At 70.4% G+C, this 14,348-nt stretch carries 14 protein-coding genes; 5 read left to right on the top strand and 9 right to left on the bottom strand.

The window, feature by feature from the left end; all coding sequences use genetic code 11:
- Nucleotide 1: 1 nt before the first annotated feature.
- The 4 genes from OH809_RS16685 to deoC all read right to left on the bottom strand — a co-directional run bounded on the left by OH809_RS16685 (nt 2) and on the right by deoC (nt 4,170).
- The gene (locus OH809_RS16685; RefSeq protein WP_406421637.1) at nt 2-709 is read right to left on the bottom strand and encodes a uridine kinase; all 708 of its coding nucleotides are present in this window, start codon (nt 707-709) and stop codon (nt 2-4) included.
- Between the two features lie 127 nt (nt 710-836).
- Nucleotides 837-1,745, bottom strand: a complete 909-nt coding sequence (locus tag OH809_RS16680; RefSeq protein WP_406421638.1) for an aldehyde dehydrogenase family protein — start codon at nt 1,743-1,745, stop codon at nt 837-839.
- Nucleotides 1,745-3,202 (bottom strand): aldehyde dehydrogenase family protein, encoded by a 1,458-nt coding sequence (locus tag OH809_RS16675; protein WP_406421639.1) that lies wholly within the window; start codon nt 3,200-3,202, stop codon nt 1,745-1,747. The genes OH809_RS16680 and OH809_RS16675 overlap by 1 nt, the downstream gene beginning before the upstream one ends.
- A gap of 5 nt (nt 3,203-3,207) precedes the next feature.
- Complete coding sequence (deoC, locus tag OH809_RS16670) at nt 3,208-4,170, bottom strand: deoxyribose-phosphate aldolase (RefSeq protein ID WP_406425156.1); 963 nt, start codon at nt 4,168-4,170, stop codon at nt 3,208-3,210.
- A 136-nt stretch (nt 4,171-4,306) separates the two neighbouring features.
- Between deoC and OH809_RS16665 the strand changes: the two genes are divergently transcribed.
- Nucleotides 4,307-4,990: a PH domain-containing protein gene (locus OH809_RS16665; protein WP_406421640.1), complete on the top strand. Its 684-nt coding sequence runs from the start codon at nt 4,307-4,309 to the stop codon at nt 4,988-4,990.
- 87 nt (nt 4,991-5,077) lie between these two features.
- Here OH809_RS16665 and OH809_RS16660 read toward each other — a convergent pair whose 3' ends face one another.
- Together OH809_RS16660 and OH809_RS16655 are read right to left on the bottom strand one after the other, a co-directional pair.
- Entirely contained in the window at nt 5,078-5,485 is a 408-nt protein-coding gene (locus OH809_RS16660) for a hypothetical protein (RefSeq protein ID WP_406421641.1), read from the bottom strand.
- Nucleotides 5,486-5,525: 40 nt separating this feature from the next.
- Nucleotides 5,526-6,203, bottom strand: coding sequence for a helix-turn-helix domain-containing protein (locus tag OH809_RS16655; protein WP_406421642.1), 678 nt, complete (start codon nt 6,201-6,203; stop codon nt 5,526-5,528).
- Nucleotides 6,204-6,478: 275 nt separating this feature from the next.
- Here OH809_RS16655 and OH809_RS16650 point away from each other — a divergent pair, with 275 nt between their 5' ends.
- Nucleotides 6,479-7,924 (top strand): NCS2 family permease, encoded by a 1,446-nt coding sequence (locus OH809_RS16650; RefSeq protein ID WP_406421643.1) that lies wholly within the window; start codon nt 6,479-6,481, stop codon nt 7,922-7,924.
- A 71-nt stretch (nt 7,925-7,995) separates the two neighbouring features.
- Complete coding sequence (locus tag OH809_RS16645; RefSeq protein WP_406421644.1) at nt 7,996-8,199, top strand: hypothetical protein; 204 nt, start codon at nt 7,996-7,998, stop codon at nt 8,197-8,199.
- A gap of 19 nt (nt 8,200-8,218) precedes the next feature.
- Here OH809_RS16645 and OH809_RS16640 read toward each other — a convergent pair whose 3' ends face one another.
- The 3 genes from OH809_RS16640 to OH809_RS16630 all read right to left on the bottom strand — a co-directional run bounded on the left by OH809_RS16640 (nt 8,219) and on the right by OH809_RS16630 (nt 11,332).
- Entirely contained in the window at nt 8,219-9,859 is a 1,641-nt protein-coding gene (locus OH809_RS16640; protein WP_406421645.1) for a phospho-sugar mutase, read from the bottom strand.
- Between the two features lie 108 nt (nt 9,860-9,967).
- Complete coding sequence (locus OH809_RS16635) at nt 9,968-10,792, bottom strand: purine-nucleoside phosphorylase (protein WP_406421646.1); 825 nt, start codon at nt 10,790-10,792, stop codon at nt 9,968-9,970.
- Nucleotides 10,793-10,894: 102 nt separating this feature from the next.
- On the bottom strand, nt 10,895-11,332 hold the full coding sequence (locus OH809_RS16630) for a gamma-glutamylcyclotransferase (RefSeq protein WP_406421647.1): 438 nt from the start codon (nt 11,330-11,332) through the stop codon (nt 10,895-10,897).
- Between the two features lie 272 nt (nt 11,333-11,604).
- On the opposite strand from OH809_RS16630, the gene OH809_RS16625 reads away from it, so the two are divergent.
- Nucleotides 11,605-13,044 carry an NAD(P)H-quinone dehydrogenase gene (locus OH809_RS16625; RefSeq protein ID WP_406421648.1) on the top strand — a complete coding sequence of 480 codons (1,440 nt, stop codon included), beginning with the start codon at nt 11,605-11,607 and terminating at the stop codon, nt 13,042-13,044.
- Nucleotides 13,045-13,230: 186 nt separating this feature from the next.
- Nucleotides 13,231-14,193, top strand: coding sequence for a DeoR/GlpR family DNA-binding transcription regulator (locus OH809_RS16620; RefSeq protein ID WP_406421649.1), 963 nt, complete (start codon nt 13,231-13,233; stop codon nt 14,191-14,193).
- Nucleotides 14,194-14,348: the final 155 nt, after the last annotated feature.

Below are 14,348 nucleotides of genomic sequence, written 5' to 3'. Positions count from 1 at the left end.
GCTACGCCACCTCGCGCGCCACCGGTGCGCGGCGGCACCGCCCTGCCGCAGCCGCCGCCAGGCGCCCGAGCGCCTCCTGCTTCCCGCACGGGTGAGCACCCAGCGCCGTCTGCCGTGCCACGATCCGCCGCTCCGCGCGCATCAGCCGCCATCCCCGTCGCAGCAGGAACGGCACGGACTTGCGGCCCTCGCGCAGATCCCGCAGCAGCCGGCGGCGGAACGTCGTCGTCGGGCGGCCGCGCAGGCACAGCGCGTCCGCCAGGACACCCAGTTCCTGGCATCGCTCGACTATGTCCGCCGCGAAGATGCCCTCGGCCACGAACAGCGGCGTCCGCTCGATGTGGAATGCTTCGCGGTCGATCCGGGAGCTGGTGGCGATGTCGTACACCGGGACGTGCGTACGTCCCGTGCGGCACAGCTCCGTGATGGCGGCGACCGCCGCATCCGCGTCCCAGGACTGTGCGGAGTCCCAGTCGATGTCCGAACTGCCCGGTACCAGCGGCAGCGTGGGGTCGTCGCCCTCCTTGTAGAAGTCGTCCAGGCGCAGCACCGGAAGGTCGGTGCGGGCGGCCAGGGAGGACTTGCCGGAGCCGGAGGGGCCCGCGAGCAGCACGACACGGGTCGGGATCGGTTGGGAACTCACAGGACACGAGTGTGAGGCATTGACCCGCGCAGGGGATCCCCCGGTGCCCGTGTTGGTATCCAGCATCACACCACAACTACTCTATGCGCACAGATGATTACTCGATCGGCCGATGCGCGGCTGATCCCGGCGCGCAGGGCTGCGGCCCGCCCTTCCGCGGTGTTGCCGGAGGGGCGGGCCGCAGCCGCGTCGGTCAGTAGGAGGAACCCGAGACGCCGAGCGCGCCCGTGGGGTGCCAGACCGTCTTGGTCTCCAGGAACGCCGTCAGGCGGTCCGTGCCCGGGTCGGCCGACCAGTCGCCTCCGTCCACAGCCTGTGGACGACGGACCCGCTTCAGGTTGTCCGCTGCCGCCATCTCCAGCTCCTTCGCCAGACCGGCGTCGGCGCCCGTGAGATCGATCGCGTTCACGTCCTGGTGGGATGCGAGCGGGGCCGCGAGCTCCGCCGTCTTCCCGGACAGGATGTTCACCACACCGCCCGGCAGGTCGGAGGTGGCCAGCACCTCGCCCAGGGACAGCGCCGGGAGCGGTGCGTCGGCGGACGCGATGACGACCGCCGTGTTGCCGGTCGCGATCACCGGCGCGACGACGGAGACCAGGCCCAGGAACGACGACTTCTGCGGCGCGACGACCGCGACCACGCCCGTCGGCTCGGGCGTGGACAGGTTGAAGAACGGGCCCGCGACCGGGTTCGCCCCGCCCACGATCTGGCCGATCTTGTCGGTCCAGCCCGCGTACCAGACCCAGCGGTCGATCGCCGCGTCCACGGCGGCCGCCGCCTTGGACTTCGACAGCCCCTCCGCGTCCGCCACTTCCCGTACGAACTGGTCCTTGCGGCCCTCCAGCATCTCCGCGATGCGGTAGAGGATCTGGCCGCGGTTGTACGCCGTCGCGCCCGACCAGCCGCCGAACGCCTTGCGGGCGGCCACGACCGCGTCCCGTGCGTCCTTGCGGGAGGACTGCGGGACGTTCGCCAGCCACTTGCCCTTGGAGTCGGTCACCTCGTACACCCGGCCGCTCTCGGAGCGGGGGAACTTGCCCCCGACGTACAGCTTGTAGGTCTTGAAGACAGTGAGTCGGTCAGTGCGCTCAACTGTGCTCATCAGCGCTCACCCTTCGGGTTCGACGGGGCGAGGTACGCCTCCAGGCCGTGACGGCCGCCTTCGCGGCCGAAGCCCGACTCCTTGTATCCGCCGAACGGCGAGGTCGGGTCGAACTTGTTGAACGTATTGGCCCAGACGACGCCCGCCCGGAGCTTGCTCGCCACCGCGAGGATGCGGGAGCCCTTCTCCGTCCAGATGCCGGCCGACAGGCCGTACTGGCTGTTGTTGGCCTTGGCCACCGCCTCGTCCGGGGTACGGAACGACAGGACGGAGAGCACCGGGCCGAAGATCTCGTCGCGGGCGATGGTGTGCGCCTGGGTGACGTTCGTGAACAGCGTCGGGGCGAACCAGTAGCCGGAGGACGGGAGTTCGCACGGGGCGGACCAGCGCTCGGCGCCCTCCGCCTCGCCCGTCTCGACCAGTGCCGTGATCCGGGAAAGCTGCTCTTGGGAGTTGATCGCACCGATGTCGGTGTTCTTGTCCAGCGGGTCGCCGAGGCGCAGCGTGGACAGCCGGCGCTTCAGGGAGTCCACCAGCTCGTCCTGGATCGACTCCTGCACGAGGAGGCGCGAGCCCGCGCAGCAGACCTGCCCCTGGTTGAAGAAGATGCCGGTGACGACGCCCTCGACGGCCTGGTCGATCGGGGCGTCGTCGAAGACGATGTTGGCGCCCTTGCCACCCAGCTCCAGGGTGACCTTCTTGTCGGTGCCCGCGATCTGGCGGGCGATGGCCTTGCCGACCGCGGTCGAGCCGGTGAAGGCGACCTTGTTGACGTCCGGGTGCTCGACGAGGGCCGCACCCGCGTCGCCGTACCCGGTGAGGATGTTCACGACGCCCTTCGGCAGCCCCGCCTGGCGGCAGATGTCCGCGAAGAAGAGCGCGGAGAGCGGGGTCGTCTCGGCGGGCTTGAGGACCACTGTGTTGCCGGTGGCGAGCGCCGGGGCGATCTTCCACGCCAGCATGAGCAGCGGGAAGTTCCACGGGATGATCTGGCCCGCGACACCGAGCGGGCGCGGGTTCGCGCCGTAGCCCGCGTGGTCGAGCTTGTCGGCCCAGCCCGCGTAGTAGAAGAAGTGCGCCGCGACCAGCGGGAGGTCCGCGTCGCGGGTCTCCTTGATCGGCTTGCCGTTGTCGAGGGTTTCGAGAACGGCGAGCTCGCGGGAGCGCTCCTGAATGATCCGGGCGATCCGGAACAGGTACTTGGCGCGCTCGGAGCCTGGCAGCGCCGACCACTTCTCGAATGCCTTGCGGGCCGCCTTCACGGCCCGGTCGACGTCCGCGGCGCCGGCCTGCGCGACCTCGGAGAGCACCTCTTCGCTGCTCGGCGAGACCGTCTTGAAGACCTTGCCGTCGGCCGCGTCGGTGAACTCGCCGTCGATGAAGAGGCCGTACGAGGGCGCGATATCGACGACCGAGCGCGACTCGGGGGCGGGGGCGTACTCGAATGCAGATGCCATGGGGATCAGTCCACCGTCACGTAGTCGGGGCCGGAGTAGCGGCCGGTGGCCAGCTTCTGGCGCTGCATCAGCAGGTCGTTGAGCAGACTTGACGCGCCGAAGCGGAACCAGTGGTTGTCCAGCCAGTCCTCGCCGGCGGTCTCGTTGACCAGGACGAGGAACTTGATCGCGTCCTTGGAGGTGCGGATGCCGCCGGCGGGCTTCACACCGATCTGCACACCGGTCTGCTCCCGGAAGTCGCGCACGGCTTCCAGCATCAGCAGGGTGTTCGCGGGCGTGGCGTTGGTCCCGACCTTGCCGGTCGACGTCTTGATGAAGTCCGCGCCCGCCAGCATGCCGAGCCAGGAGGCGCGGCGGATGTTGTCGTAGGTGGACAGCTCACCGGTCTCGAAGATGACCTTGAGGCGGGCGTCGGTGCCGTCGGCACGGGCGCACTCGGCCTTTACGGCCAGGATCTCCTCGTACACCTTGAGGTAGTGGCCGGAGAGGAAGGCGCCCCGGTCGATCACCATGTCGATCTCGTCGGCCCCGGCGGCCACGGCGTCGCGGACGTCCGCGAGCTTCACGTCGAGCGCGGCGCGCCCGGCGGGGAAGGCCGTCGCGACGGACGCCACCTTCACGCCGGAACCGGCCAGCGCGGCGGCGGCCGTCGCCGCCATGTCGGGATAGACGCAGACCGCGGCGGTGTGCGGGGTCGTGCGGTCGGTCGGGTCGGGATTGACGGCCTTGGCGGCGAGAGCCCGGACCTTGCCCGGGGTGTCCGCGCCTTCCAGCGTCGTCAGGTCGATCATCGAGATGGCGAGGTCGATGGCGTACGCCTTGGCCGTCGTCTTGATCGAACGGGTTCCGAGGGACGCAGCGCGCGCTTCGAGGCCGACGGCGTCGACGCCGGGCAGCCCGTGCAGGAAGCGGCGCAGTGCACTGTCGGACGCGGTGGCGTCGGAGAATGCGGGTGCAGTGGTGGGCATGGTCACCAGAGGAGCATATCTACGCGCGTAGCGGCCTGTACAGAGGGGAGCGGTTTCCGGCGTATGGGCGCGGTGCCGTTCGGGTGCGGGGTGGCCGCTCCGGCGGGGCTTGTGCGCGTCAGGCAGAATCGGCCCCATGACGAGCCCCACACCTCCCACCGAGCCGACCTACGCCGACCGGACCTTCCGGTCGCCCGCCGGGGTGGCGGGCGGTGTCCTGCTGCTCCTGCTGGTCGGCTGGCTCGGCGTGGATGCCCTGATCAGGGGTGACGGGCGGACGCCGTGGCTGGCGCTGGCCGGGCTGCTGACGGCTGTGCCGCTGATCGTCGCGTTCACGCTGCGACCGGTCGTGTCCGTGAACAAGGAGCGGATCCGGATCCGCAACCCGTTCCGGACGATCACGATGCCGTGGGCGGCGGTCGCGGACGTGCGGGCCGGGTACTCCACCGAACTGTTCACCCAGGACGGCGCGAAGTACCAGCTGTGGGCGGTGCCGGTGTCGCTGCGGCAGCGCAAGAAGGCCGCCCGGCGGCAGGCCCGGCAGTCGCTGGACGACCCGTACGGCCGGACGTCCGTCCACGCCGATGTCCGCGACAGCAGGTCCCGCATGGCGACGGCCGACCAGACCATGGCGGACCTCCGCGAGCTGATGGAGCGGGCGCAGACGGGGGCGGGTGCGAGTGCGGCTGCACAGCATTCGGCGTCCTCGGAATCCTCGGAATCCTCGGCGTCTTCGGTTTCGGTGCGCTGGGCGTACGAGTTGATCGCCCCGGCGGTGGTGGGCGTGGTGCTGCTCGTGGTGCTGCTCGCGACCGGCTGAGGCGGGCCGGAGTACGCGTGCACGACGATCGGACCCCGGCGTACGCACGCGGGCGGGCTCGGTCGCGAGGCAGCTTGGTCCGCCGGGTCAGTCCTCCGCGGCCGACCGGTGGGTGCACACCTGCACGCCCGTGCCGCTGGTGACGGTCGAGGCCGGTTCGAGGGTGTGCAGTGCGCCGTCTTCGGGGAAGATCGTCTTACCGCCGCCGAGGATCGACGGCGTGATCATCGCCAGCGGGTACAGGGCCACGCCCGTTCCCCCGATGAGCACGATCCGCCACTGCGCCCTCAGCGCCGTACGGACCCGCGCGATGCGATGCCCGGCCATCAGCGCCTGCAACAGGCCGCCCAGGCCCATCGCCGCCGCGCCGATCGCCGGCGGCCCCACCCGCGGCGCGAAGGCCGCCGCGGTGCCCGTGGTGCCCCAGAGCACCGAGGCCAGCAGCACGAGCGCGCCCGCCCCCGGTCCGGCGGCGCGCCCGGCAGGCCGCGTCACAGGCCGCGCGGATGCGGCCTGGCTAGTGCCGTGAGGGGCACTAGTCCTCCGGGAGCCGGGCCCAGAAGTGGTTGACGATGTCGTCGATGTAGCGTCGCCCGTTTTCGCCGGAGGCGGTGGTGCCGCCGGCTCGGCTGAGGGTGGCGGCCATGAGGGTCTGGTACTCGTGGTGCATGTCGCGCAGGGGGTCTTGCAGGTCGCCGCGTTCCATGGAGACGAGGCGGGCGATGGCGCGGATGTGGGCCTGCCAGCGGGTGGAGACGGCCTCGGTGAGGAGGCGGGCGAGTTCGTCCTCGAGGCCGGTGATGGCGATGAAGTCGCGTGGGGGGAGGTTGAGGAGGGAGCCGAGTTTGGCGGACTGCCTTTTGTCGCCGGTCCATTGGTCGGTTTCTTCCATGTGGTGGTAGGCGCCGAGGGTGAGGCCGGTGGCGCGGGCGACGTCCTCGGCGGCCAGTCTGCGGGCGAGACGGTGTTCCCGCAGGGTGCGGGGAGCGCCCATGAGTTCGCGGGGGTTGCACCACAGGGCACCGGCCAGGGCGGTGAGTTCGCTGGCGGTGGGCAGCGCGGTGCCGCGTTCCCACGCGGTGATGTGGTCGGGGGTGATGTGGGCCGTGCCGTAGGAGGCGCGCATGCCGTAAGCGACGTGGCCGGGGGCCATCCCGAGTTTCTCGCGCAGGATGCGGGCGGCGCGCGCGTTGAAGGGGAGTGGTGGATGCACGGACTGAGAGTAAGGAGTCACCCGGGGTGAACTCCATGGCCGCTGTCGCCCGCATCCCGGTTTGGCTGGATAGGTCGCCGGTGATTTTGGAGGAAGCGACAGGGGTGGTGCGGGAAGGTCAACTAATGGATTCCGCATAGCGGTTGAGATCATGTCTTTGCCGCGTATGATCCGCTCGCAAGGCGCCGTATGTGTGTTCGTACAACCGACTGACACACGCTTCCGGCGCCACTGCCATGTTTTCCCTCGCACCTGCAGGTCCAGGAGACGCAGTCATGCACACCAGCACGACAGGCCCGGCCGAAGCGCCGACAATCAGACCCGGTGGCCCGCTCAACCGGTTCTTCCGCATCGGCGAACGCGGCTCGACGTACGGCCGTGAGATACGCGGCGGGTTCGCCACCTTCTTCACGATGGCGTACATCCTCGTACTCAACCCGATCATCCTCAGCAGTGCCGAGGACAAGTTCGGCCACCAGCTGGACGCCGGCCAACTAGCCACCGCCACGGCCCTGGTGGCCGCCGTGATGACCGTGATCATGGGTGTGGGCGGCAACCTGCCGCTCGCCCTTGCCGCGGGCCTCGGTCTCAACGCCGTCACCGCCTTCCAGATCGCCCCCCTGATGAGCTGGGACGACGCGATGGGCCTCATCGTGCTCGAAGGCCTGCTGATCTGCGTTCTGGTGATGACCGGCCTGCGCGAGGCCATCATGCACGCCATTCCGCAGCCTCTCAAACAAGCCATCAGCGTCGGCATCGGCCTGTTCATCGCCTTCATCGGCTTCGTCGACGCCGGGTTCGTCACCCGCATCCCGGACGCCGCGCACACCACCGTGCCCGTTCAGATCGGCACCGGCACCCTCACCGGCTGGCCCATGCTCGTCTTCTGTCTCGGCGTGCTGATGACGATCGTCCTCCTGGCCCGCAAGGTGCAGGGCGCCATCCTCATCAGCATCGTCGTGATGACCGTCGTCGCCGTCGTCATCAACGGGATCGCCGACATCAAGTCCTGGGGTCTGACCGAGCCGTCGCTGCCCGACCATCCCGTCGCCGCACCCGACTTCGGGCTCCTGGGCAAGTTCGATCTGTTCGGCTCGTTCGGTCAGGTCAGCGTGCTGACCGTCGTCCTGCTCGTCTTCACCCTCATCCTGTCCGACTTCTTCGACACGATGGGCACCGTCGTCGGCGTCACCGCTGAAGCCGGACTCCTCGACGAGCGCGGCCAGGTCCCCGGTCTGGGCCGCGTGCTGCTCATCGACGGCGCAGCCGCCGTCGTCGGCGGCGCAGCCTCCGCCTCGTCCGCCACCACCTACATCGAGTCCGCCGCCGGTGTCGGCGAAGGCGCACGCACCGGCTTCGCCAACCTCATCACCGGCGGCCTGTTCGCCCTCGCTCTCTTCTTCACCCCCGTTCTCACCATCGTGCCCCTCCAGGCTGCGGCCCCCGCCCTCATCGCGGTCGGGTTCCTGATGATGACCCAGGTCAAGCACATCGACTGGGACCGGTACGAACTCGCCATCCCCGCCTTCCTGACCATCGCCGTCATGCCGTTCACCTACTCCATCACCAACGGCATCGGTGCCGGCTTCCTCGCCTACGTGGTCATCAAGGCGTGTCTGGGCAAGGCCCGCGAAGTCCACTGGCTGCTCTGGGGCACCGCGGCGCTCTTCCTCGTCTACTTCGCCATCGACCCGCTGGAGCAGCTGCTCAACATGAAGTAGCCGACATCAAGCAGCCGACGTGGTGGAACCCGAAACGGAGCGGGGGGCGGCCCAGGACGAACAGCGACGGAGTGCGAGCACATCGCCTCCGCCTGATCGCCCGGACGTTCCCCGCCGGCCGGGAGACACCGCCTGCGTCCGCCGGTGCGACGCGCCGTGCACCGCCCGCACGGACGGCGGGCCCCGGCGCCCCGGCCCACGGCCTCTGGGGCGACCTGACCCTCCAGTCCTGCGTGGGCCCGGACACCGGCTTCACGTACCTGATGCGTACCTGAAGCCGATCGTTGCGAGCGGTCAGATCCCGGCCGCCACCGCCAGGTCCCGCTTGATCCCGGCGAGCAGCTCCGCACCTCGCGCACGGGCCGCGGGCAGCTCGTCCGTCGAAGCGACCGGCACCACGACCTCCAGGTAGCACTTGAGCTTCGGCTCGGTGCCGCTCGGGCGGACGATCACGCGGGCGCCCTGAAGGTGGTAGCGGAGTCCGTCGGTGGGCGGCAGCTGCTCCGTGCCCTCCGACAGATCCTCGGCCGAGGTGACGGCGAGCCCCGCGAGCGCGGTCGGCGGGGCCTCGCGCAGCCGCCGCATGGCGTCCGCGATGACCGACAGGTCCTCCACCCGGACCGAGAGCTGGTCGGTGGCGTGCAGCCCGTGCTCGACCGCGAGGTCGTCGAGGAGATCGAGGAGCGTGCGTCCCTGCTCCTTGAGCACGGAGGCCAGCTCGGCGACGAGCAGTGCGGCCGTGATGCCGTCCTTGTCACGTACGCCGTCGGGGTCGACGCAGTAGCCGAGCGCCTCCTCGTACCCGTACCGCAGGCCGTCGACGCGGGCGATCCACTTGAAGCCGGTCAGCGTCTCCTCGTACCCGTTCCCCGCCTGCTCGGCGATCCGGCCGAGCAGTGACGACGACACGATCGACTCGGCGAAGACACCGGTGGCACCGCGGGCGACCAGATGGGCGGCGAGCAGCGCGCCGACCTCGTCGCCTCGCAGCATCCGCCAGCCGCCGTCCACGGACGCGTCCGGGACGGCGACGGCGCAGCGGTCGGCGTCCGGGTCGTTGGCGATGACGATGTCCGGGTGCGCGCGCCGGGCGGTGGCGAACGCGAGGTTCATCGCCCCCGGCTCCTCCGGGTTCGGAAACGCGACCGTGGGGAACGCCGGGTCGGGCTCGGCCTGCTCGGTGACGAGCACCGGCTCCGGGAACCCGGCGCGGGCGAAGGCCGCGGTCAGGACGGACGTGCCGACGCCGTGCATGGCGGTGTACACGACCTGGGCCGTACGCGGGGACCCGGCGTCGAGCACTGCGTCCGTACGGGCCAGATAGGCGTCCAGGACCTCATCGCCGAGGATCTCCCAGCCGCTGTCCGGGCGGTCCACGCCGGCCAGCGGGCCGACCGCGGCGATCGCGTCGGCGATCTCCCCGTCCGCCGGGGGCACGATCTGCGAGCCGTCGCCCAGATAGACCTTGTAGCCGTTGTCGCGCGGCGGATTGTGGCTCGCGGTCACCTCGACGCCCGCGACGGCGCCCAGGTGACGTATGGCATACGCCAGGACGGGGGTCGGGAGCGGGCGGGGGAGGACCGCCGCGCGCAGACCCGCACCCGTCATCACGGCCGCGGTGTCGCGGGCGAAGTCGGCGGACTTGTACCGGGCGTCGTACCCGACGACGACCGTGCCGCCGGTCTGCCCCTTCGCCCTCAGATAGGCGGCGAGACCGGCGGCGGCGCGGATGACGACGGACCGGTTCATCCGCATCGGCCCGGCCCCCAGCTCACCGCGGAGCCCCGCGGTACCGAACTGCAGCGTGCCGGCGAACCGTGCGGCGAGCGCGTCGAGGTCCTCGGCGTCGATGAGCTTGGCGAGCTCGTCGCGGGTCTCGGGGTCGGGGTCCTCGGCGAGCCAGGTCCTGGCCTGCGTGATGAGGTCCTGCTGCACGGTGTCCGCCTTTCTGCGGGGTGAGGTGTTTTCCGGGTGCGGGTGGGTGGCATGCCGCGCGGGGCGGTCCCGGGCGGGAGACACCGCCCGCCGCAGGGCGACGCCCGGTCAGATGCGGTCGAGCACCCGCGCGAGCAACGACCCCATCCGGGTCGCCGAGTCCCGCCCCGCCTGCAGTACCTCTTCGTGGTTCAGCGGCTCCCCGCTCAGCCCGGCGGCAAGATTCGTGACGAGCGAGATGCCCAGCACCTCCGCCCCCGCCTCCCGCGCGGCAATGGCCTCGAGCACCGTGGACATGCCGACCAGGTCGCCGCCCATGACACGGACCATGTTGATCTCGGCCGGGGTCTCGTAGTGCGGACCGGGGAACTGCACGTACACGCCCTCTTCGAGGGTGTCGTCGACCTCCTTGCACAGCGCGCGAAGCCGCGGCGAGTACAGGTCTGTGAGGTCGACGAAGTTGGCGCCGACGATCGGGGACGCCGCGGTCAGGTTGATGTGGTCGCTGATCAGGACCGGCTGCCCGGGGCGCATGCCCTCGCGCAGACCGCCGCAGCCGTTCGTCAGGACGACGGTCTTGCAGCCCGCGGCCACGGCGGTACGGACCCCGTGCGCGACGGCGGCGACGCCGCGGCCCTCGTAGAAGTGCGTGCGGCCGAGGAAGACCAGGGCGCGCTTCTCACCGATCCGGTACGAGCGGATCGTGCCGCCGTGGCCCTGGACGGCGGGTGCCGGGAAGCCGGGCAGCTCGGTCACCGGGAACTCGGCCTCCGGAGCGCCGAGCGCGTCACCCGCAGGTGCCCAGCCGGAACCCATCACGAGGGCGACGTCGTGGGTCTCGGCACCGGTCAGCTCGCGCAGGCGGGCAGCGGCGTCGGCAGCGGCGGCGTGCGGGTCGCCCTGGATGTTCTCCGAAATAACAGATGCGTTCACGTGGATGAGGGTAGCCGGTGATTCCCTACGCGCGTAGATACCGATGCGCAGAGCCTGACCACGCCTGCTTGCGCATTCACATAAAAGTGCTGGTCCGGCGGGTCAGCAGGGGCGTTTGCGCATCTCCATCACATAGTCGTGCGGCGCGCCCGCCGACTCGGCGGCGTCCGCGATCTCGCCCAGATAGCGGGCGGACGGCAGCCCGCCCTCGTACCCGTTCAGCACATACATCCAGGCCGGCTCCTCGCCGTCCAGGGTGTGCACCCGGACCCGCATCCGCCGGTAGATGTCGAGGCCGACACCCTCCCAGCGGTCCATGGAGTCCTCGTCCATCGGCGCGAGGTCGTACAGCGTCACGAAGACCTGCGAGCGCGGCGCCTCCACCACCGTGGCCAGCGCGCCTTCCCAGCCCATCTGCTCCCCGCCGAAGGTCAGCCGCCAGCCGTTGAGCCAGCCCGTGCCGCGCAGCGGGGAATGCGGTGCGCGGCGCGTCATCAGCCGCGCGTCGAGGTTGCCGGCGTACGCGGCGTAGAGCGACATGGGGTCGAGGGTACGGGAGGCGACCCCGGGAGCGGCGATTCCTGTGAGGAAGACGCCGGTGCGCCCCCGGGGAGAACCGGTGGAGGCCTCTGCAAGGGGACCTCGCCGCGCCCCTTCCGCGGTCCTGGCTCCCGTATGGAGGGCCCCGGGGCGAAGCATGTTGGCGCGTGCGGGACAATGGAGTACGTACTGCATACCCCCGGGGTGATCCCCCGGACCCCCGGCCGGGGCGGCAGACGGCCGCGGGATGACATACGCGAGGCGGACTTTTCGTGACCCGGATCGTGATCATCGGCGGCGGACCCGGCGGCTACGAGGCGGCACTGGTGGGCGCCCAGCTCGGCGCGGAGGTGACCGTCGTCGACTGCGACGGCCTCGGCGGCGCGTCGGTACTCACCGACTGCGTGCCCTCGAAGACCCTGATCGCTACGGCAGAGGTGATGACCACCTTCGACTCTTCGTACGAGGAGTTGGGCATCATCGTCGCCGACGACACGCCACACGTCGAGCAGGCGGCCCGGGTGGTCGGTGTCGACCTCGGCAAGGTCAACCGACGGGTGAAGCGCCTGGCGCTCGCCCAGTCCCACGACATCACCGCCTCCGTCACCCGTGCGGGGGCCCGGGTGATGCGCGGCCGCGGGCGTCTGGAAGGCCTCCAGGCCGCCGACGGCTCCCGCACGGTCGTCGTGACCGCGGCCGACGGTACGGAGGAGAGGCTCACCGCCGACGCCGTGCTGATCGCGACCGGCGGCCACCCCCGGGAGATCCCGGACGCGCTCCCCGACGGCGAGCGCATTCTGAACTGGACCCAGGTCTACGACCTCGACGAGCTCCCCGAGGAGCTCATCGTGGTCGGCTCCGGTGTCACCGGTGCCGAGTTCGCCGGCGCCTACCAGGCGCTCGGCTCCCGCGTCACGCTCGTCTCGTCCCGCGACCGGGTGCTGCCGGGTGAGGACCCGGACGCGGCCGCCGTGCTGGAGGACGTCTTCCGGCGCCGCGGCATGAACGTCATGGCCCGATCCCGCGCCCAGGCCGCGAAGCGCGTCGGCGACCGGGTCGAGGTCACCCTCGCCGACGGCCGGGTGATCACCGGTTCACACTGTCTGATGGCGGTCGGTGCGATCCCGAACAGCGCGGGCATGGGCCTGGAGGAGGCCGGGGTCAGGCTCAAGGAGTCCGGCCACATCTGGACCGACAAGGTCTCCCGCACCAGCGCCCCCGGCGTGTACGCGGCCGGCGACGTCACCGGCATCTTCGCGCTGGCCTCGGTCGCCGCGATGCAGGGCCGGATCGCGATGTACCACTTCCTCGGTGACGCGGTGACCCCGCTGAATCTGAAGACGGTCTCCTCGAACGTCTTCACCGACCCCGAGATCGCCACCGTCGGCTACAGCCAGGCCGACGTCGACTGCGGCAAGATCGACGCCCGGGTGGTCAAGCTGCCGCTGCTGCGCAACCCGCGCGCCAAGATGCAGGGCATCCGCGACGGCTTCGTCAAGATCTTCTGCCGGCCCGGCACCGGCATCGTGGTCGGCGGCTGTGTCGTCGCGCCGCGGGCGAGCGAGCTGATCCACCCCATCTCGATCGCGGTCGACAACAATCTGACGGTGGAACAGATCGCAAACGCTTTCACTGTGTATCCGTCCCTGTCGGGATCGATCGCGGAAGTGGCTCGTCAGTTGCACACCCGTAAGCTCACGGGCGAGGCGTAAGCGCCTTCGGGAACCCGGCATTCCCCGGCAACCCCTGGCAACTCAGGCGGGCGGAAGCCGTCGGATGATCAGTACGGAACAACAACGGGGCCGCTTATATCACTTGGCGGCCCCTTGTATGTACAACTTCTGTTATTCGGCGCAAACTGCTGAAAACTCTCGGGTGGTCACGTTACTGTCAGTTTCGTGTTCGCTGCAGAACGTCGTCAATTGATCCTCGAAATGGTGCGCGCCAACGGGGCAGTATCGCTCCGTGAGCTCGCCCGCGTCGTCCAGACCTCCGAAGTGACCGTACGGCGGGACGTGCGGGCACTGGAGGCAGAAGGACTCCTCGACCGCCGGCATGGCGGTGCGGTTTTGCCGGGCGGTTTTACGCGGGAGTCCGGCTTTCCGCAGAAATCCCATCTCGCCACCGCGGAGAAGACGGCCATCGCCGACCTGGCCGCCGGTCTCGTCGAAGAGGGTGAGGCCATTGTGGTCGGAGCCGGTACGACCACGCAGGAGCTGGCCCGCCGGCTCGCGCGGATCCCCGGCCTGACCGTCGTCACCAACTCACTGCTGGTCGCCCAGGCGTTGGCCCATGCCAACCGGGTGGAAGTGGTGATGACCGGAGGCACCCTGCGCGGTTCCAACTACGCCCTGGTGGGCAGCGGTGCGGAGCAGTCGCTCCAGGGGCTGCGGGTGTCGCGCGCGTTCCTGTCCGGGAGCGGACTCACCGCGGAACGGGGGCTGTCCACTTCCAACATGCTCTCGGCGAGCGTCGACCGGGCGTTGGTGCAGGCCGCCGCGGAGGTGGTGGTCCTGGCGGACCACACCAAGCTCGGCTCCGACACGATGTTCCAGACGGTGCCCACCGACCTGATCACCCGTCTGGTGACGGATGAACCTCCGGCCCACGACGAGCGGTCCGTCACCGAGTTGCAGGCGCTGGCCGACCAGGGCGTACAGATCGCGGTGGCCGGGGCGGGGATGGGGCCGGTCGGGACCGACTCCCACCCGTCGGGGCGCCAGGCGCGCCGCGACATGCCCCTGCCCGGTCAGCGGCGCACGCATGGCGGTCCGGGGCTGCAACTGCGCAGCGCGGCTTCGGCCCTGACGGATCAGTCCCCGGGCGACCGGGCCCGCGTGGCGGACCTCCGTCGCCGTTGAGAGGCTGTCGGGCTACCTTCGATCGGGAAGCGTGCGTGCCAGGGCACGACCGCCCGATCAGAGGTAGCCCTACAGCCTCTGAGTCCATCGGGGCACTGCCCCGAACCCCAGCGCTCACGTGCCGGACGGGCTTGACGGGGCCGACGGAACCCGGG

It is taken from the genome of Streptomyces sp. NBC_00873, from assembly GCF_045207415.1.
Lineage (GTDB): Bacteria > Actinomycetota > Actinomycetes > Streptomycetales > Streptomycetaceae > Streptomyces.
The sequence above is the reverse complement of the archived record's forward strand: the minus strand, read 5'-3'. Positions and strand labels throughout refer to the sequence as shown.